Below are 17971 nucleotides of genomic sequence, written 5' to 3'. Positions count from 1 at the left end.
CGTGAGACGACGCGTGCCGGTCGTCCTGCAGAACTCGGCCACCGAATGCGGGGCCGCGACCCTGGCCATGATCCTGTCCTACCACGGGCACCGGATCTCCCTCCACGAGCTGACCGACCGGCTCCAGGTCGGCAGGGACGGGCTGACCGGGCTCGCCATCGTGACCGGAGCCCGCGACTCCGGGCTGAACGCCAAGGCGTTCTCCCTGGAACCTGCCGATCTCGCCCGCATCCCCATGCCGGCCGTCGTCCACTGGGAGTTCAACCACTTCGTGGTGGTGGAACGCTGGACGCCCGAGCGGGTGGACCTCGTCGACCCTGCCTTCGGGCGGCGCAGGCTGCCTGCCGGGGAGTTCAACGAGGGATTCACCGGCGTGGTGCTGGCGTTCGAGCCGGGCCCCGCGTTCCGGCGGGGAAGCTCCAGCGCGGCGAGCACCTGGCGGCGCCGGTTCCTGCGAACACTCCTGCTGCGCCGGCGGGGCCTGCTGGCCCAGGTGCTGCTCGCCTCCGTCGTCCTGCAACTGCTCGGGCTGGCGCTCCCGGTGTTCTCCCAGGTGCTGGTCGACCAGGTGCTGCCGATGGGCGCCGAGACCCTGCTCACCGTGATCGGCGGCGGGTTGCTGCTGGCCACGCTGACGCAGTTCGTGGTGGGGGCGCTGCGGGCGGTCCTGCTGGTGTCGGTGCGGGCGAGCGCCGACGCCGAGCTGACCAGGGGCGTGATCTCCCACCTGATCGCGCTGCCGTTCCGCTATTTCGCGGTACGCGGCACCGGAGACCTGGTGACCCGGGCGGGCAGCGTCGCCGTGCTGCGGGACATGCTCACCGGGCAGATCCTTTCGGCCCTGCTCGACGGGCCGCTCGCCATCGGATACCTCATCCTGATCTTCGTAAGGGACCCGTTGTTCGGCGCGTGCCTGCTCGGCATCGCCCTGGTGCAGACCGGTCTGCTGCTCGCGACCACCCGCCGGGTCAACCACCTGGCGCAGCAGGAGCTGACGGCGTTCTCCGCGACGCAGAGCAACCTGATCCAGGCGATCAACGGCATCGAGACCCTGAAGGCGTCCGGGGCGGAGCGGCACGCGGTCGAACAGTGGTCCAGGAACTTCACCACTCAACTCAACGCCGATGTGCGCGGCGGTATCACCCAGGGCCTGCTGGAAGCGGCGCTCGGCGCCATCAGGGTGCTCGCCCCGCTCGGCCTGCTGTGGATCGGGGCGTGGCGGGTGCTGGACGGGCAGTTCACCCTCGGGACGCTGCTCGCGCTCAACGCGATCGCCGTCGCCGCGCTCACCCCGCTGTCGTCGCTGATGTCCAGCCTGCAGAGCCTTCAGCAGGCGGGCGCGCACTTCGACCGGCTCTCCGACATCCTCGCCTCCGAGCCCGAGCCGTCCGAGGGCATCGAGGTGCTGCGCCTGCGCGGAGCGGTCGAGCTGCGCGAGGTCGGGTTCCGGTACGACCCGAGGGCGCCCTGGACCCTACGCGACATCTCGGTGCGGATCGCGCCGGGACAGAAGGTCGCGCTCGTCGGTGCGTCCGGGTCCGGGAAGAGCACGCTGGCCCGGCTGCTGCTGGCCCTGCACAGCCCGACCACCGGCGAGATCCGCTTCGACGGGGTGCCGGTGGGCGAACTGAACCTGCGCACGCTGCGGCGGCAGTTCGGCGTGGTCACCCAGGACCCGTCGCTGTTCACCGGCACGATCAGGGAGAACATCGCCCTGAACGATCCGGACGCGTCGTTCGCCCGGGTCGTCGAGGCGGCGCGCCTGGCGCGGCTGGACGAGGAGGTCCGCGCGATGCCTATGGGGTACGAGACCATGCTGACCGAGGGCGCCGGTCTGTCCGGCGGTCAGCGGCAACGCCTGGCGCTCGCCCGCGCCCTGCTGTCCCGGCCGAAGATCCTGCTGCTGGACGAGGCCACCAGCAATCTCGACAGCGAGAGCGAGGCGGCGATCGAGAGCCACCTGGCCCGGCTCACGCAGACCAGGATCGTCATCGCGCACCGGCTCAGCACGATCAAGGACGCCGACCTCATCCTCGTCGTGGACGGCGGCCGGATAGTCGAACGCGGCACCCACCGCGAGCTGATGTCCCTCGGCGCCCGCTACGCCACCCTCGTCGCCGCCCAGACCGCCGACGCCGCCTCTGCTCCCATCGCGGCGACCACCGCCGAATCCGGCCCAGCCATCACCGCCGTCCTGACTGATCAATGGGATAGATGAACGCCGGCCGGTCCGGACCCTGATCCATGGCTGTGGGATAGGTCGTACGCTGGCGGTCTGCCATCGCTGAAGGAGAGATCATGTTCCGCCACGTCGTGATGTTCACCTGGGTCGCGGGCGCCACCGAGGAGCAGAAGGCCGAGGTGGAGACCGGGCTGAAGAAGCTGCCCGACGCGATCCCGGAGATCCGCCGCTACGAGATCGGCCAGGACGCGGGCATCAACCCGGGCAACTACGAGTTCGCCGTCGTCGCCGACTTCGACTCCGAGGAGGACTACCTGGTGTACCGCGACCACCCGGTGCACCGGGCGTTCATCGCCGACGTGATCAGGCCGATCCTCGCCGGCCGGGCCGCGGTGCAGTACAGCATCTGACGGCCGGCCGGACGGCTCCTGGGCCGACGGACGGCCGGACGGCTTCCGGCGGCGTCCCGCGGCCAGGGGTCAGACGGTGGGCGGGTGGTTCTCGCGATGCGGGAGCTCGGTCTCGACGACCGTGCCCCGGCGGGAGATGAGGAAGAAGCTGAGCAGCAGCCCCACAGCGCCGACGATCATGAAGATCACGCCGATGACGTCGATGTGGACCGAACTGCCCAGCACGTCGGGCTCGATCGCGAACTTCAGAATCGCCCCGATGGTCAGAAAGAAGATACTGACCCCGATGCCCATCCAGACCTCCGGGACTCGTGTTCGGTAAAGAACGCTAAGCGGCAGGGTAATACCCAGCCGCGCGCGGTAACACTACCGATCTCAGCACCCTTCCGGCACGGAAGCCTCGCGCCCGCCGGGCGATCGCCGCCCCGCGGGCGCGGGCATGCCGTCGGCGCGGTGCCGAATCCCTGGGTCAGAAGGCCTCTTCCGGCAGCTCCATCAGGCTCTGGTCGGTCGCGGCGAGCGTGCGGCGCTCGGCGGCCAGGCGCGGGAGGACGGTCTGGGCGAAGAACGACGCGGCGGCCACCTTGCCTGTGTAGAACGCCTTGTCGTGATCGGAGGTGCCGAGGGCCGTGAGCGCCACCTCGGCCTGCCGGAGCAGCAGCCAGCCGATCACCAGGTCGCCGAGGCCCAGCAGGAACCGGGTGGTGTTGAGGCCGACCTTGTAGACCTCCGCCGGGTTCTCCAGCGAGCCGATCGCCCATCCGGCCATGGTGTCGGCCATCGCCCTGACCTCGCCGGCCGCCTCGTCGAGCAGCTTGCGCTCCTGCTTGAGCCTGCCGTTGCCGGCCTCGGAGGCGGCGAAGCCGGTGATCTCGGCCAGCAGCGAGCCGAGCGCGGCGCCCTGGTTGCGCAGGACCTTGCGGAAGAACAGGTCCTGGCCCTGGATGGCCGTGGTGCCCTCGTACAGCGAGTCGATCTTGGCGTCCCTGATGTACTGCTCGATCGGGTAGTCCTGCAGGTACCCCGAGCCGCCGAGGGTCTGCAGCGAGCGGGCCAGCATCTCGTAGGAGCGCTCGGAGCCGACGCCCTTGACCAGGGGGAGCAGCAGGTCGTTCATCGCCTCGGCGTCGGCGTTCCTGGCGCCCTCGAACTCGGCGATCTGGACGGCGTCCTGGAAGGTCGCGGTGTAGAGCACCAGCGCGCGCAGGCCCTCGGCGTAGGACTTCTGCAGCATGAGCTCGCGGCGGACGTCCGGGTGGTGGGTGATGGTGACCCGCGGGGCGGTCTTGTCGGTCATCTTGGTCATGTCGGCGCCCTGCACCCGCTGCTTGGCGTACTCCAGCGCGTTCAGGTAACCGGTGGACAGGGTGGCGATGGCCTTGGTGCCGACCATCATGCGCGCGTGCTCGATGATCATGAACATCTGGCGGATGCCCTCGTGCACCTCGCCGATGAGCGTGCCGACGGCGGGGTGCTTCTCGCCGAAGGTCAGCTCGCAGGTCGTCGAGGCCTTCAGGCCCATCTTGTGCTCGACGTTGGTGACGTACACGCCGTTGCGCTCGCCGAGCTCGCCGGTCTCCACGTCCACGTGGAACTTGGGCACCAGGAACATGGACAGGCCCTTGGTGCCGGGACCGGCGCCCTCGGGGCGGGCGAGCACCAGGTGGAAGATGTTGTCGGCCATGTCGTGCTCGGCGCTGGTGATGAAGCGCTTGACGCCCTCGATGTGCCAGGTGCCGTCGGGCTGCCGGACGGCCCTGGTGCGGCCCGCGCCGACGTCGGAACCGGCGTCCGGCTCGGTCAGCACCATCGTGGCGCCCCACTGCCGCTCGATGGCCAGCATGGCGAACCTCTTCTGCTCCTCGGTGCCGATGGTGTGCAGCACGTGGGCGAAGGCCGGTCCGCTGGAGTACATCCAGATGGCGGGGTTGGAGCCGAGGATCATGTCGGCCACCGCCCAGCTCACGCTGCGCGGCAGGCCGGGCCCGCCGAGCGCCTCCGGCAGGTCCAGGTTGGTCCACCCGGCGTCCCGGAAGGTCTCGAAGGACTTCCTGAAGCGCGGAGGCATCGTCACCGTGCCGGCGGCGGGGTCGAAGACCGGCGGCGTCCGGTCGCCCTCCTCGAAGGAGTCGGCGAGCACGCCGGTGGCCAGGCGCCGGACCTCTTCGATCACGCTGCGCACGGTGTCCTCGTCCACCTCGGCGAAGCGCCCGGTGCCGAGGATCTCGCGACGGCCGAGCACCTCGAACAGGTTGAACTCAAGGTCACGGACGTTGCTCTTGTAATGACCCATGGCTGCGCGTCCCCTCGTCCAGGCATGCGGGCGGTGTGCTACTGGTGAGTAACCTTACCGCATATGCTACCCGCGAGTAACCCCTAGAAAACCGGACGAACCTGACCGCCGGCCCTCAGGTACGCCTGTTACCGGCGGGGCCGCTGAGCTGCGACGTCGTCCCCACCTGGGCTCGCCGGGCATCCGCGCCGGACCCGCCGTCGGCCCGCCCCCGGCCCGCGCGCCGGACCCCCGCGACCTGGGCGAGATCGGCCAGGCCGAGAGCGGCCGAAAGGCAGGCCACCGGGATCACCGGCAGCACGTACCTGTGGTCGAAGTCCAGCACCGCCACCGGGCCGGCCAGCAGGAACATCGCGGCGAGCCACGGCAGCGCCGCGCGCCGCCGCCCGGCGGCCGCGCCCACGCCACCCGCCAGCAGGAGCAGGGCGATCAGCGGCCCGCGCGTGTACGCCGGGTACTGGTAGGCCGTCAGGAAGCCCGCCCACGGCTGGGCCGAGCGCAACCCGCTGATGCCGGGGTCGTACTCCCGGCGCACCTTGGCCACCAGCGGGTACGGGGGCAAGGACCACTCGCCCTGCGCGAAACCGAAGGCCGGGGTGACCCGCTCCGGGTGCCGCACCGGGGTCCAGGCGAAGGCGAGCGCGGTGTCGCGGGCCACGTCGGCGAGGTAGTCCAGCGGCTGCGCCATGATGGCGCGCAGGGCGAACGATCGGGCGAGGTCGTTGTTGCCGTCCCGCCCGCCGGGCAGCAGGTTCAGCGAGGCGGCGGGGTCCCACACGTACTCCGAGGCCGCGTCCTGGTGGGCGCCGTTGGGGCACAGCCCGCGCTCGGCCGCCGGCGGCCTGATCACCGCGCAGTCCGCGAAGGTCATGGTCCGTGCCCACAGCACCACCCCCTCCCCGCCGGTCAGGGTGAACCTCCCGTTGACGTGCGCGTTCCAGCCCGCGTACGCGACCAGCGGCAGCGCCCCCGCCAGCATCCCGGCCACCAGGCCGCGCGCCCCCACCCGCCGCACGGCCGACCAGATCAGGACGAGCACGAGCAGGGGTAACGTGATCGTCCGCGTCAGCGTGGCCAGGGCGAGCAGCGTCCCCGCGGCGGCGCAGGCGCGCGCCGTGGGCCTCGGCGACCATGTGAGGACCGTCAGCGCGGCGACGATCAGCAGGATGAACATCGTGTCCGACAGCACGCCGTGCTCCAGGCGCAGGAACGAGGCGTCGAAGAGCCCCGGCAGGGCCGCCAGGGACGCGCCCCAGGCAGGCAGCCCCCGCCGGCGCAGCACCGCGTAGATCATCACCCCGATGCCGAGCCCCATCGCGTGCTGCACGCCGACCACCACCGTCACGCTGTGGAACGGCCGCAGCAGCCACAACAGCAGCGGATACCCGCTCGGGTGGAACCCCAGCGACGGCCGCGGATGCGACGCCACATCCAGATAAGTGAACGAGTCGTACCAATAGAGCTGCCCCGGCCGATACCCCAGCATCGTGACCAGTCGCACGGCCGTCGCGAGGCAGAGGACCACGGTGAAGATTCGATGCCCGAGCACCGCTCGCTTCACCCGGCCGGCCCGGGCTGTGGACGGGTGGAGGGTTTCGGTGAGCATGGCGGCTCCGGAGTCTCAGAAGATGGCTTTGCGTCATGAACCGTGCGCGTGCGGTGACAGGCGATGGGCGCGTGAAACCGCTGCCGCACAAAGGTGAAGTGAGCGAGGTGCGGGGCGGCCCGGACGTGCTGTCACCGCCTGACGCGCACGCTCACGCCGAGCCCCGTCGACATCGGCGTCCGGAGCTCGGCGACGTGCGGACCTACCGGCGGCAGGCTTCCTTGACGTTCATGGGCCTGGGATGGGGAGCGGGGTCGGCGAGGATCAGGGCGCGCCCCTCGGCGCTCATCACGCCGTCGTGGACGTACCACGAGTCGGGCACGAAGGACCGCGGGCCGTGATACGTGGTGACGTCGACCTTGTCGACGCCGTGCTCCTTCAGCAGTCGCAGCACCTGCGGGACTCTGTCGTTGATGAAGTCGACGCAGTGAAGCGGCTGGCCACGTGACACGAGCGACGGCGGTGCCTGGTAGAGCTCCCCGGGCCGGGCCCTGCGGCCGAGCAAGATGGTTCCCGGCCCCTTGTAGCCGACCCGGATCTTCACGCCGATCGTGCATTCGGACCGACGGTCGCAGGAAGTGTCGTCACCCAGCGCGAATATGTCGTCGCTCTCTTCGATGACGTGCGTGCCCTGGTCCTTTGGCGCATTGTCGTCCGTGGCGGTGACGAAGAGCAGACTGCCGGCCCGCACATCGTCGGTCGCTATCAACTTGATGGTGACCTTCAGGCCGCGAGACGCAAGTTCGTGCTGGTAGCGCTTCGGGTCGGCGTACAGGTCCTTGACGGTGACGACGTAGAAGTCTCCCGTCTGCCTGATGTCGAGTGTGGCCGAAGCCGGTCGCGCGCCGATGCCGAGCGTGTCCGGGACGATCCAGCTCAGCATGACGGCCAGAACCGCCAGGGGTAGGGCCAGGGACCAGCGTGAACGCGGCCTGCGCCCCCGTGCGCCGTGCCGGCGCCACCAGAGCCGTACCGCCCTGTCCCGAATGCGCCGTGGTGTCTCCGCACCGTCCGCTGTCGCGGTCCTGATCTCCTCGAGCAGCTCACGGGCGCCGGGGGTCACGCCAGGCCCCGGATCGGGAGCGATGGACGCGAGCAGGCGGTCGAGGTCCGCGTTCATGATTGTCCTTTCAGGAGCGCGACCGCGCGGGGGCCGTAGGCGACCAGGTCCAGGTCGGCGGCGTCCAACTCGCGTGCGAGCCGTTTGCGGGCGCGGTGCAGGCGCAGACGGACGGCGCCGCGCGAACAGCCGAGCACGGTCGCGATCTGCGCGGTGTCCAGGCCCTCCCAGCTCACCAGCGACAACAGCTCACGGTCGTCCGGGCTGAGCCGCCGGAACGCCTCACGGATCGCCCGGGAGTCCTGGTGAGGCCGCTGTCCCTGGTCCCAGGTGGCCAGTTCCTCGCGCAGGCGGGCGGCGAGGGCGCCGCGCCGGGCCTGACCCCGGCGCTGGTTGGCCAGGACGAGACGGGCCACGCCGTACAGCCACAGCCGCGCCTGCTCCCCCTCGGGGATGTCGCGTACGCGTCGCCAGGCGGTGGTGAAGGTCTCCGAGAGGGCGTCGGCGGCGTCGTCGGCGCACTCGGTGCGCCGGCGGACGTACCCGAGCAGATCCGCGTAGTGCGCCATGTAGATCTGCTCGAAGCGCTGCCTGGGGTCGGGTGGTCCCACGCCGCCGTCCTTCCGATGGGGGACTGCTCCTCTCAGCCTGGCCAGAGGAGCGGTTCGTCACCACACATGTCCGGCTACGGGCGAACGTTTCACCCCAATGCGGCGAAAGAGAGGAGCACCGCCGGGACGACGGCTCCTGCTGGTCGCCTTGCCGGACCCGGAGGGCGACGAGTGGTTCCGCGTCCGCCGCGACAACGCCGAACGGGCCGCCACTGGGTGACGGCCCGTGATGCTGTGGCGGGCCTTCACGGCCCGGAACCTTCCCAGGACGCGCAGCGCGGCCCTGGGAAGGGGGGAGAGGGGCGCCCTGGGTAGGGCGGAGGGGTCAGCGGGCCGACTGGGCCCGTCCCTTGAGCGACAGGGTGCCGATCGCCGCGATGAGGTAGACCAGCGCGCCGCCCCACGCCGCGTCCAAGGCGGCGCCGAACACGCCCGCGTGGTCGAAGACGAGCTGCACCGGGTACATCAGCACGGCCGCCGCGATGCCGGGGTAGAGCGCGAACCGCCACGGGTGCGCCAGTGACCACAGCCGGGCCTGGCGCGTCACGCGGTCGCCCACGTTCGGCTTGCTCACCGCGCCGATGGCCGCCACGACGCTGAACAGGCTGACGCCCAGGCACAGGGCCCAGGTCAGATCGGCGGGACCTGGGAAGATGACCCCCATGAGATAGCTGATCGCCGCGCCCGCACCACCGGTGATCGCCGCGGCCTTCCACGGCGCGCCCCGCAGGGCCGCGCCGGCGAGCGACATCTCGTCGCGTCGAGTCAGTTCGTTCATGTCTCACAGATTGCCCGGTGTGACGGCCTAGGCACATCGGGGAGCAACCCTGATCCGCCCCTGACCCCGTGGCCGGACGGAGGACGCTCCGCACGAGCTCGGTACCCTTCGCGAATGTCTGTGACCTTTCGTGCCGCACGCCAGGAAGATGTCCCGTCGATCGTGGCCATGCTCGCCGACGACCCGATCGCGGCGGCGCGGGAGGGCGATCCGTCCGACCAGGTCTACCTGGACGCCTTCGCGGCCATCGACGCCGATCCGCGGCAGGAGCTGATCGTCGCCGAGTCCGGCGGCCAGGTCGCCGGCACGATGCAGATCACCTACATCCCGGGGCTGTCCCGTAGGGGCGGGGAGCGGGCCCTGATAGAGGCCGTCAGGGTGGGCGCCGCCATGCGGGGCCAGGGCCTCGGCGGCACGATGATCAGGTGGGCGGTCGACCGGGCCCGCGCCCGCGGCTGCCGGATGGTCCAGCTCACCAGCGACAAGGCCCGCGCCGACGCCCACCGCTTCTACACCTCGCTCGGCTTCGTCGACTCCCACGTGGGCTTCAAGCTCGCTCTCTGACACGCGGGGCCGCCACCAGGGCCTCAGGGGAGCGGCGCGATCTCCACGAGGTTGTCGTGGTAGACGGCGCCCCTGCCCATGTCCGCGTCCCGCTCGTCGACCAGGACGTTGACGTTGACCCCGCCGGGGCTGAGCTTGGGCCAGTTGCCCTTCGTGGTCGCCACCACCCCTTGGGCCACGCGGTCGCTGACGCGCAGCTCGAGGGTCATCTCGCCGTTGCCGTTGAACACCCGGACGCGTTGTCCGTCGCCCAGCCCGCGCTCGGCGGCGTCCTTCTCGCTGACCAGGATCTGCGGGGTGCCGGCGCGGCGGGCCAGCTCGGGGTTGTTGCCGAACACCGTGTTGAGGAAAGTGTGCGCCGCCGGGGTGACCAACGCCAGCGGGTACGGCCCGTCGGGCGTCGCGGAGAAGGGCGGCACGTACCCCTCGCCCTCGGCCGGGAACGAAAGCTTCCCCGAGGCGGTCGGGAAGCCGTCGGCGAAGGGCAGGAACGGGTCGGGGTAGTTCATGCGGGCCCAGCCTTCCTCGCGGAGCCGCTCGACGGTGATCCCCTCCAGCGCCGGGTGGCCGCCGGACAGCAGCTGCTCGGCGATCTCCAGGTCGGAATCGTAGAGCGAGGGGTCGGTCAGCCCGAGGCGGCGGGCCACCCGGCGGAAGGTCTCGGTGGTGGACAGGCACTCGCCCGCCGGTGCCACCGCGGGCTCGTTCCACATCAGGTACATGTGCCCGTACCCGGCGTGCAGGTCGGCGTGCTCGGTCTGCATGGTCGCGGGCAGGACGATGTCGGCGTAGTCGACGGTGTCGGTCGGGAACTGCTCCATCACCACGGTGAACAGGTCCTCGCGCATCAGACCGGCGCGAACGCGGTTCTGGTCGGACGTGCTGCCCATCGGGTTGGCGGCGTAGACCCACAGGCACTTCACCGGACGGGCCGTGTCCGCCAGCCCTTCGGCGAGCCGGGTCATCGTCAGCGTCCTGACCGGATGGGGGAGCAGGTCGGGACGGACGTCGGCCTGGATGGGCACGTGCCCGCTGGTGGAGTAGGCGACGCCGCCGCCCTGGTGCCGCCAGTCGCCGGTCACCGCGGGGATGCAGGCGATCGTCCGCATGGCCGTGCCGCCGCCCTGGTGGCGCTGGATGCCCATCGTGGCCCGGATGCCGGTCGGGCGGGTGTGCGCCAGCCGGACGCCGAGGGCGCGGATGTCCTTCTCCGGGATCCCGGTGATCTCGGCCGCCACGCTTGGCGGATACTTCCGGATTTCTCGCTCGAAGTCCGGCCAGCCGTCCGTGTGGCTCTCCAGGAACTCCCGGTCCTCGGCGCCCTCGTCGAGCACCACGTGCATCAGCGACAGCGCCAGCGCGGCGTCCGTGCCCGGCCGGATCGCCAGATGCTCGTCGGCCTGGTCCGCGGTGCGCGTCCTGATCGGGTCGATGGTCACCACGTGCGCGCCGGCCGCCCGCGCCTGCTGGATGAACTTCCACAGATGGTGCCCGCTGGTCAGCGTGTTCGTCCCCCACAGCAGGACCAGTCGGGAATGGGCGAACGCCTCGGGGTCCATGCCGCCCGGGGTGCCGTTCGTCAGCGTGAGCCCGCGGTTGCCGGCCCGCGCGCAGATGTTCAGGTCGTGGTAGGACGCCCCCAGCGCGTTCCACAGCCGCCGGCCGGCCTGGCCGCTCTCGCCCTGGATGTAGCCGAGCGTCCCGGTGCCCTGGTACGGCCAGATCGCCTCGCCGCCGTGCTCGCCGATGATGGCGGTCAGCCGCCCCGCGATCTCGTCCAGCGCCTCGTCCCAGGTGATGCGCTCGAACCGCCCCGATCCCTTCGGCCCGACCCGGCGCATCGGGTACAGGATCCGGTCGGGCGCCTTGGTGTGCTCCAGATAGCGGTTGACCTTCACGCACAGCGCGCCCCGCGTGTAGGGCTGGTCGTGGTTGCCGCGCAGGCGCACCGCCTCGCCGTCCTTCACGGTCACGACCCACGAGCAGGTGTCCGGGCAGTCGAGGGGGCAGGCGCCAAGAACATTCAGCTCACGACTCATGAACAGAACGGTACATAAGCGCCATGAGGCGGCCTAGGGCGCCCGTGGTGTCACCGACAAACCAATCCCGGCATCCGCCCCAGGTAGTGCGATCAGCCCATACTTACGGGCGATGCGCCAAGGGTCGGTACAGCGTCACCATTAAGGACGACCCGTCTGACTGATCCCTCACGGTCGAGCGCGCCGTAGAGTGTCAGCGAATGGCCGGGGTGCACCAGTTCGCCGACGACCGCCGAGGCGTCAGCCGACGGGGCCGCCCGAACGCCGGTGGGCTCCCGCCACACCGGTGAACAGACCCTAGGGAAAGATCATATGCCCCGAGACGTGCGCAGACGCCAGCGGTGACCGACATCAGGGAGCGCGACGAGGCAGAGGAGGCGGCGGAGGACGGCATCTCCGTGGCCGGTTCCTCCACGGCCACGCACGCCCCGGGCGCCTCTGACCTCCCCTCAGACGTCTCCACCGCTCCGGCCGCCCCGTCGCCGGCCTCCGCTCCCGACACCGGGCGGGACGAAGGGCGCTCAGCCGCCGGCAGGGGGAAGGCCCCCCGTTCCGTCCCCGGCGAACCGGTCGTGCCCGTCGTCGAGCCGCTGCTGCCCCAGCGCATCCGCAGGCCGTCCGACGCCCTGCGCTTCTTCGTCACCCTCCTCGCGCTCACCGCGGCCGTCCTGCTGGCCCTGGTCGCCAAGCAGACGCTCAACGGCCTGGAGGCCGACGTCACCGACGGCACCAGCCGGGCCCCCGAGCTGCTCATCGGCATCGCCAGCTTCCTGGCCGGCACCGCGGTCCTCGCCGTGCCCGCCGCCTTCGCCGTCGAGCGGGTCTTCCACCGCGACGGGCTGCGCGTGGCCGAGGGCCTGATCGCGGCGATCATCGGCATGCTCGTCTCCTTCGTCCTCGGCGAGTGGCTGGCGGTGGCCGGCCCCGGCGACCTGCGCATCCTGCTCACTGCGCGCCGCGACGTGGAACCGCTGAACACCCTGCTCACCTCGGTCGTCGCCTACGTCACCGCCGTGCGCATCTCGCGCCGCCCCACCTGGCGGGCGCTGATGTGGATGGCGATCGCCCTCGACGTGTTCGCCCTGTTCACCAGCGCCGAAGCCACCGCGCTCGGCGTCTTCGTCACCTACCTGGTCGGCCTGGCCGTCGGGTACGCCACCCTCTACGTCGTCGGCAGTCCCAACACCCGGCCGCCCGGCAGCGCCGTCATGGCCGCCCTGCGCCGGCTCGGCTTCGCCCCCGCCAAGGCCAGGCGCATGGCCGACGACTCCCAGGGCAGCCGCCGCTACGCCGTGACCATGGCCGACGGACGCCGCTTCGACGTCACGGTCCTGGACCGCGACCGGCAGGTCGCAGGCGTCCTGTACCGCCTGTGGCGCGGCATCCGGCTCAGTTCCGAGACCCGCCGCAGGGCCATCCGCTCGCTCCGCGCCGAGCTGGAGCGCGAGGCCCTGATGGCCTACGCCGCCCAGGCCGCCGGCGTGAACACCCCCTGCCTGGTCGGCACCAGCGAGATCGGCACCGACGCCGCGCTGCTCGCCTACGAGCACCTCGAGACCCGCCCGCTGGACGACGTCCCCGACGAGGAGCTCGACGACGAGCTGCTCGTCAAGATCTGGAAGCAGGTCGACCTGCTCCAGGCGCAGCGCCTGGCCCACCGGCACCTCACCGGCGAGAGCATCCACGTCGACGTCGACGGCGAGGTGGTGCTGACCGACGCCCGCAGCGGAGAGATCGCCGCCGGCGACCTGCTCCTGCGCCTCGACGTCACCCAGCTGCTCACCTACCTCGCGCTGCGCGTCGGTCCCGAACGTTCGGTCATGTGCGCGGCCGAGGTCATCCCCAAGCGCGCTCTCGCCGGCGCGCTGCCCCTGCTCCAGCGCATCGCGCTGACGCGCGGCACCCGCGCCCAGGTCGGCAGGGACAAGGGGCTGCTGCCGGCGCTGCGCGAGCACATCCTGGCCCTCACCCCCCAGGTGGAGGTCGAGGAGGTGCGCCTGGAGCGCTTCCAGCCGCGCACCCTGGTGACGATCATCGCGAGCGCGCTGGCCGCCTACTTCCTGCTGTCGCAGCTCAGCCGGGTCAACCTGACCGAAGTGGTCACCAAGGCCGAATGGGGGTGGGGCGGGGTCGCGCTCGCCGCGGCCGGCATGAGCTACGTCGCAGCCGCGCTCATGGTGCGCGGCTTCGTGCCCGAGAAGCTGCCCCTCGGGCAGACCGTGCTGGCGCAGTTCGCGGCCTCGTTCGTCAAGCTCGTCGCGCCCGCCGCCGTCGGCGCGGTGGCCATCAACTCGCGATTCCTGCAGAAGCGCGGCATCTCACCCGGCCTGGCCGTGGCCAGCGTGGGCGCCTCCCAGCTCGTGGGGCTCGGCTCCCACGTCACGCTGCTCCTGCTGTTCGGCTACCTCACCGGCATCAAGGCCGCCCCGTCGGTCAGCCCGTCGCGCGGCCTGGTCATCGCCCTGCTGTCCGGCGCCGTGCTGGTGCTGATCGTCCTGGCCGTGCCGCCGCTGCGGCGCCTGATCACCGGGCGCATCCGGTCACTGTTCTCCGGGGTGATGCCGCGCCTGCTGGACGTCCTGCAGTCGCCGCGCAAGATCGTGGAAGGGCTCAGCGGCACACTGCTGCTCACGCTGACCTTCATCGTGTGCCTCGCCGCCTGCGTCAAGGCCTTCGGCGGCTCGCTGAGCTTCGCGGCGGTGGCCATCGTCGTGCTGGCCGGCACGGCCATCGGCTCGGCCGCGCCCACCCCGGGCGGGCTGGGGGCGGTCGAGGGGGCCCTGTACGTCGGCCTGACCCTGTCCGGCCTGCCGCCGACCATCGCGACGTCCGCGGTGCTGCTGTACCGGCTGCTGACCTTCTGGCTGCCCGTGCTCCCCGGATGGGCGTCCTTCGCCTGGCTCCAGCGCCACGACGCGCTGTGACGCACGAAGGCCCGGCCACGGGTGTCCCCGGGCCGGGCCTCGCCGATGTCCCGCCGGTCAGACGATGCGCTCTCCCGGCTGCGGGATCTCCTTCTCGATCGCCGCGAGCTCGTCGGCGGAGAAGTCGAGGCGGTCGACGGCGGCGATGTTGTCCTCCAGCTGGCGGACGCTGCTCGCGCCGATCAGCACCGAGGTGATCCGCCGGTCGCGCAGCGCCCACGCCAGCGCCATCTGGGCGAGCGACTGGCCGCGGGCCGCGGCGACGTCGTTCAGCGCCCGGACCCGCTGGAGCAGCTCGTCGGTGAGCTGGCTCGGCCGCAGGAACCGCTCCTGCGAGGCGCGCGACCCCTCAGGGACGCCGCCCAGGTAGCGGTCGGTCAGCACGCCCTGCGCCAGCGGCGAGAACGGGATGCACCCGACGCCCTCGGCCTCCAGGGTGTCGAGCAGGCCGTCCTCGACCCAGCGGTCGAGCATCGAGTAGCGCGGCTGGTGGATCAGCAGCGGGGTGCCCATCTCGCGCAGGATGCGAGCCGCCTCCCTGGTCTGCTCGGGCGTGTAGTTGGAGATGCCCGCGTACAGGGCCCGGCCGGACCGCACGGCCGTGTCCAGCGCACCCATCGTCTCCTCGAGCGGGGTGTCGGGGTCGGGCCGGTGGCTGTAGAAGATGTCGACGTAGTCCAGCCCCATGCGCGAGAGCGACTGGTCGAGGCTTGCCAGCAGGTACTTGCGCGAGCCCCACTCGCCGTAGGGGCCGGGCCACATGTCGTACCCGGCCTTGGTCGAGATGATCAGCTCGTCGCGGTACGGCCGGAAGTCCTGGGCGAAGATGAGCCCGAAGTTGGCCTCGGCCGAGCCGTACGGCGGGCCGTAGTTGTTGGCCAGGTCGAAATGGGTCACCCCCAGGTCGAAGGCCCTGCGCAGCGTCGCCCTCTGGGTGTCGAACGGCTTGTCGTCGCCGAAGTTGTGCCACAGACCGAGCGAGACCGCCGGCAGTCTCAGGCCGCTCCTGCCGGACCGGTTGTACGGCTGACGCCCGTAACGATCGCTTGCCGCCGTGTAGCTCACTGCGTCTCCCCTGTCTCTTCGTTCTTCCGCGTGGCGGCCCGGTCGATGATCCACGAAAGGGTGAGGGCCTCCTCGCGCCATGCGTCGTACCGGCCGCTGCGGCCGCCGTGGCCGGCGCCCATCTCCGTCTTGAGCAGGAACGGCCCGCCCTTGGCGGTGGCGCGGAGCCGGGCGACCCACTTCGCCGGCTCGTGGTAGAGCACACGGGTGTCGTTGAGGCTGGTCAGCGCAAGAATGGGAGGGTACACCCGGTCGTCGATGTTCTCGTAGGGGGTGTACGACTTCATGTACTCGTAGACGTCGGCGTTGTGCAGGGGATCGCCCCATTCGTCCCACTCGATGACCGTGAGCGGCAGCGACGGGTCGAGGATGGTGTTCAGGGCGTCGACGAACGGCACCTCCGCCACGACGCCGGAGAACGCCTCGGGAGCGAGGTTGACCGCCGCGCCCATCAGCAGGCCGCCGGCCGAGCCGCCCCTGGCGATGATCTCGCTGGACCAGCCGGACCTCTTCATGTGCCGGGCCGCGGCGACGAAGTCGCTGAAGGTGTTCTTCTTGTGGCCGAGTTTGCCCTGCTCGTACCACTGGCGGCCCATCTCGCCGCCGCCCCTGACGTGCGCGATCGCGAAGACGAAGCCGCGGTCGAGCAGGCTGAGCCGCGCCACCGAGAACGACGGGTCGATCGAGGTCTCGTAGCTGCCGTACCCGTACAGCACCGTCGGGGCGGGCCGCTCGGTGCCCTTCTTCATGACGATCGAGATGGGGATCCGCGTGCCGTCGTCGGCGGTCGCCCACCCCCGGAACTGCTCGTAGTCGGCGGGGTCGTACCCGCCCAGCACCGGTCGGCGCTTCAGCAGGATCAGCTCATGCCGGGTGAGGTCATAGTCGTACACCGAGGGGGGCGTGACCATCGATGCGTACGCCAGGCGGAGCCGCGTCGTGTGGAACTCGGGGTTGCCGGCCGGCTCGGCCGAGTGGATCGGCTCGGGGAAGGAGATCTCGTACGGCTCGCCGTCCGCGGGCAGGACGCGGATGCCGGTGAGCCCGTCCCGGCGGAAGTGCACGACCGTGTGGTCGCTGAAGGCGTCGACGTCGAGCAGCCGCGTGTCGTCGCGGTGCGGAACCAGCGGCGTCCAGGCGGCGGGGTCGTCGACCGGCGCGGAGGCGATCTCGAAGTTCTGCGCCCCCTCGTTGTGCAGGATGAGGAAGCGGTCGCCCGAGTGGTCCAGGGCGTACTCCACACCGGTCCGGCGGGGGCGGACGACCCGGAACTCCCCGGTCGGGTAGTCGGCGTCCAGGACCCGCACCTCGCTGGTGATCTTGCTGCCCGCGCTCAGGACGAGGTAGCGCTCGCTGCGCGTGAGGCCGATGCCGACCCAGAACCGCTCGTCGGTCTCTTCATAGACCAGCACGTCATCGTCGGCCGGAGTTCCGATGATGTGCCGGTACACGCGGTACGGACGCCACGCCTCGTCGATGGTCGTGTAGAAGAACGCCGAGCCGTCCGCCGCCCAGGCGCCTCCGTAGAAGATGCCCGGGATCTCGTCGGCCAGCATCTCGCCGGAGTCGAGCCGCTTGAAGCGCAGGGTGAAGCGCTCGTTGCCGCTGAAGTCGGTGGAGTAGGCGAGGACGGCGCCGTCCGGGCTGACCGCGGAGGTGCCGACCGCGAAGAAAGGGCTGTCGCCGGCCAGCTCGTTGCCGTCGAGGATGACCCGCTCCCCCTCCAGCGCCTCGCCCGGCTTGAGCTCGGGCGGGGTGTCGCCGGTGACCGCCAGCCGGCACTGGATGCCGTACTGCTTGCCCTCCGCGGTGCGGGAGTAGTACCACCAGCCACCCTTGCGCGTGGGGACGGAGAGGTCGGTCTCCAGGGTGCGGCCCTTGATCTCCTGGAAGATCTGTTCCCGCAGGTCGCTCAGGTGGTCGGTGCGGGCCTCGGTGTAGGCGTTCTCCGCTTCGAGGTAGGCGACGGTGTCGGGATCTTCCTTGTTGGTCATCCATGCGTACTCGTCGATCACGGTGTCGCCGTGATGAGTTCGTTCGGCCGGGACCTTCTTCGCCACGGGAGGCGTGTCGCTACTCACGTCGCCGAGTCTATGGCGCGGCCTTGTCCCGCCCACTGGCGTGACGCGGGCCTGTGACGGCGTTTGTGCGCCGACACTCCCGAAGGCTGCTAATCTTGTGGACGTCGGCATCGCCCGGCACAACCCCACTCCACCGCAAAGCGGTTCGGCGTGGGCACGTGCGAGCGGTGATCGGTACCCCACGATCTGCCCCGGTCTGACCGGGCGGTTTGCACCGCTCGATCCGATCGGGTAAGTTAGAGGGGTTGCCCTGGAGACGGGGCGGCCTGAATGCTCGTTGGTTCGGGTGGCGGGAGTCAAGTGCCGGTAACGGCGCGATTTGGTTCCGGTCGACCGGATCGGCTAAAATGAAGGCATA

Annotated in this window: 13 protein-coding genes; 4 read left to right on the top strand and 9 right to left on the bottom strand. The window is 70.8% G+C overall.

What is annotated here, in order from left to right; genetic code table 11:
* Nucleotide 1: 1 nt before the first annotated feature.
* Together ACFQSB_RS34045 and ACFQSB_RS34040 are read left to right on the top strand one after the other, a co-directional pair.
* Entirely contained in the window at nucleotides 2-2218 is a 2217-nt protein-coding gene (locus ACFQSB_RS34045; protein WP_380830928.1) for a peptidase domain-containing ABC transporter, read from the top strand.
* A gap of 80 nt (nucleotides 2219-2298) precedes the next feature.
* Nucleotides 2299-2592: a Dabb family protein gene (locus tag ACFQSB_RS34040; RefSeq protein ID WP_380830926.1), complete on the top strand. Its 294-nt coding sequence runs from the start codon at nucleotides 2299-2301 to the stop codon at nucleotides 2590-2592.
* Nucleotides 2593-2661: 69 nt separating this feature from the next.
* On the opposite strand, the gene ACFQSB_RS34035 is transcribed toward ACFQSB_RS34040, so the two are convergent.
* From ACFQSB_RS34035 to ACFQSB_RS34010, 6 genes are all read right to left on the bottom strand, one after another.
* Complete coding sequence (locus tag ACFQSB_RS34035) at nucleotides 2662-2886, bottom strand: hypothetical protein (protein WP_354853088.1); 225 nt, start codon at nucleotides 2884-2886, stop codon at nucleotides 2662-2664.
* 175 nt (nucleotides 2887-3061) lie between these two features.
* Nucleotides 3062-4885 (bottom strand): acyl-CoA dehydrogenase, encoded by a 1824-nt coding sequence (locus ACFQSB_RS34030; protein WP_380830924.1) that lies wholly within the window; start codon nucleotides 4883-4885, stop codon nucleotides 3062-3064.
* Nucleotides 4886-5000: 115 nt separating this feature from the next.
* On the bottom strand, nucleotides 5001-6491 hold the full coding sequence (locus ACFQSB_RS34025) for a hypothetical protein (RefSeq protein WP_380830922.1): 1491 nt from the start codon (nucleotides 6489-6491) through the stop codon (nucleotides 5001-5003).
* A 202-nt stretch (nucleotides 6492-6693) separates the two neighbouring features.
* A complete protein-coding gene (locus tag ACFQSB_RS34020; RefSeq protein WP_380830920.1) occupies nucleotides 6694-7611 on the bottom strand; it encodes a hypothetical protein in 918 nt (305 codons plus the stop codon).
* Nucleotides 7608-8162 (bottom strand): RNA polymerase sigma factor, encoded by a 555-nt coding sequence (locus tag ACFQSB_RS34015; RefSeq protein WP_380830919.1) that lies wholly within the window; start codon nucleotides 8160-8162, stop codon nucleotides 7608-7610. Before ACFQSB_RS34015 ends, ACFQSB_RS34020 begins: the two co-directional genes overlap by 4 nt.
* A gap of 325 nt (nucleotides 8163-8487) precedes the next feature.
* Nucleotides 8488-8940 (bottom strand): hypothetical protein, encoded by a 453-nt coding sequence (locus ACFQSB_RS34010; RefSeq protein ID WP_380830918.1) that lies wholly within the window; start codon nucleotides 8938-8940, stop codon nucleotides 8488-8490.
* A gap of 114 nt (nucleotides 8941-9054) precedes the next feature.
* Here ACFQSB_RS34010 and ACFQSB_RS34005 point away from each other — a divergent pair, with 114 nt between their 5' ends.
* The gene (locus ACFQSB_RS34005; RefSeq protein WP_354853100.1) at nucleotides 9055-9504 is read left to right on the top strand and encodes a GNAT family N-acetyltransferase; all 450 of its coding nucleotides are present in this window, start codon (nucleotides 9055-9057) and stop codon (nucleotides 9502-9504) included.
* A gap of 23 nt (nucleotides 9505-9527) precedes the next feature.
* Here the strand turns inward: ACFQSB_RS34005 and ACFQSB_RS34000 are convergent, their stop codons facing one another.
* Nucleotides 9528-11543, bottom strand: a complete 2016-nt coding sequence (locus ACFQSB_RS34000) for a molybdopterin-containing oxidoreductase family protein (RefSeq protein WP_380830917.1) — start codon at nucleotides 11541-11543, stop codon at nucleotides 9528-9530.
* Between the two features lie 341 nt (nucleotides 11544-11884).
* Here ACFQSB_RS34000 and ACFQSB_RS33995 point away from each other — a divergent pair, with 341 nt between their 5' ends.
* The gene (locus ACFQSB_RS33995; protein ID WP_380830916.1) at nucleotides 11885-14467 is read left to right on the top strand and encodes a flippase-like domain-containing protein; all 2583 of its coding nucleotides are present in this window, start codon (nucleotides 11885-11887) and stop codon (nucleotides 14465-14467) included.
* 57 nt (nucleotides 14468-14524) lie between these two features.
* On the opposite strand, the gene mgrA is transcribed toward ACFQSB_RS33995, so the two are convergent.
* Entirely contained in the window at nucleotides 14525-15532 is a 1008-nt protein-coding gene (mgrA, locus tag ACFQSB_RS33990; RefSeq protein WP_354853106.1) for an L-glyceraldehyde 3-phosphate reductase, read from the bottom strand.
* A complete protein-coding gene (locus tag ACFQSB_RS33985) occupies nucleotides 15529-17613 on the bottom strand; it encodes a S9 family peptidase (RefSeq protein WP_354929336.1) in 2085 nt (694 codons plus the stop codon). Before ACFQSB_RS33985 ends, mgrA begins: the two co-directional genes overlap by 4 nt.
* Between the last annotated feature and the right edge of the window lie 358 nt (nucleotides 17614-17971).

This window comes from Sphaerisporangium rhizosphaerae (assembly GCF_042665155.1).
Classification (GTDB): Bacteria; Actinomycetota; Actinomycetes; order Streptosporangiales; family Streptosporangiaceae; genus Sphaerisporangium; species Sphaerisporangium rhizosphaerae.
Note: the sequence above shows the minus strand (reverse complement) of the source record. Positions and strands in the feature narration are given on the sequence as shown.

What these genes read in the sequence shown, in the direction of transcription:
- ACFQSB_RS34000 (WP_380830917.1), bottom strand. Translation starts at nt 11,543, where the DNA reads ATGAGTCGTGAGCTGAATGTTCTTGGCGCCTGCCCCCTCGACTGCCCG.
- ACFQSB_RS34005 (WP_354853100.1), top strand. Translation starts at nt 9,055, where the DNA reads ATGTCTGTGACCTTTCGTGCCGCACGCCAGGAAGATGTCCCGTCGATC.
- ACFQSB_RS34025 (WP_380830922.1), bottom strand. Translation starts at nt 6,491, where the DNA reads ATGCTCACCGAAACCCTCCACCCGTCCACAGCCCGGGCCGGCCGGGTG.
- ACFQSB_RS34035 (WP_354853088.1), bottom strand. Translation starts at nt 2,886, where the DNA reads ATGGGCATCGGGGTCAGTATCTTCTTTCTGACCATCGGGGCGATTCTG.
- ACFQSB_RS34030 (WP_380830924.1), bottom strand. Translation starts at nt 4,885, where the DNA reads ATGGGTCATTACAAGAGCAACGTCCGTGACCTTGAGTTCAACCTGTTC.
- ACFQSB_RS34010 (WP_380830918.1), bottom strand. Translation starts at nt 8,940, where the DNA reads ATGAACGAACTGACTCGACGCGACGAGATGTCGCTCGCCGGCGCGGCC.
- ACFQSB_RS34040 (WP_380830926.1), top strand. Translation starts at nt 2,299, where the DNA reads ATGTTCCGCCACGTCGTGATGTTCACCTGGGTCGCGGGCGCCACCGAG.
- ACFQSB_RS34020 (WP_380830920.1), bottom strand. Translation starts at nt 7,611, where the DNA reads ATGAACGCGGACCTCGACCGCCTGCTCGCGTCCATCGCTCCCGATCCG.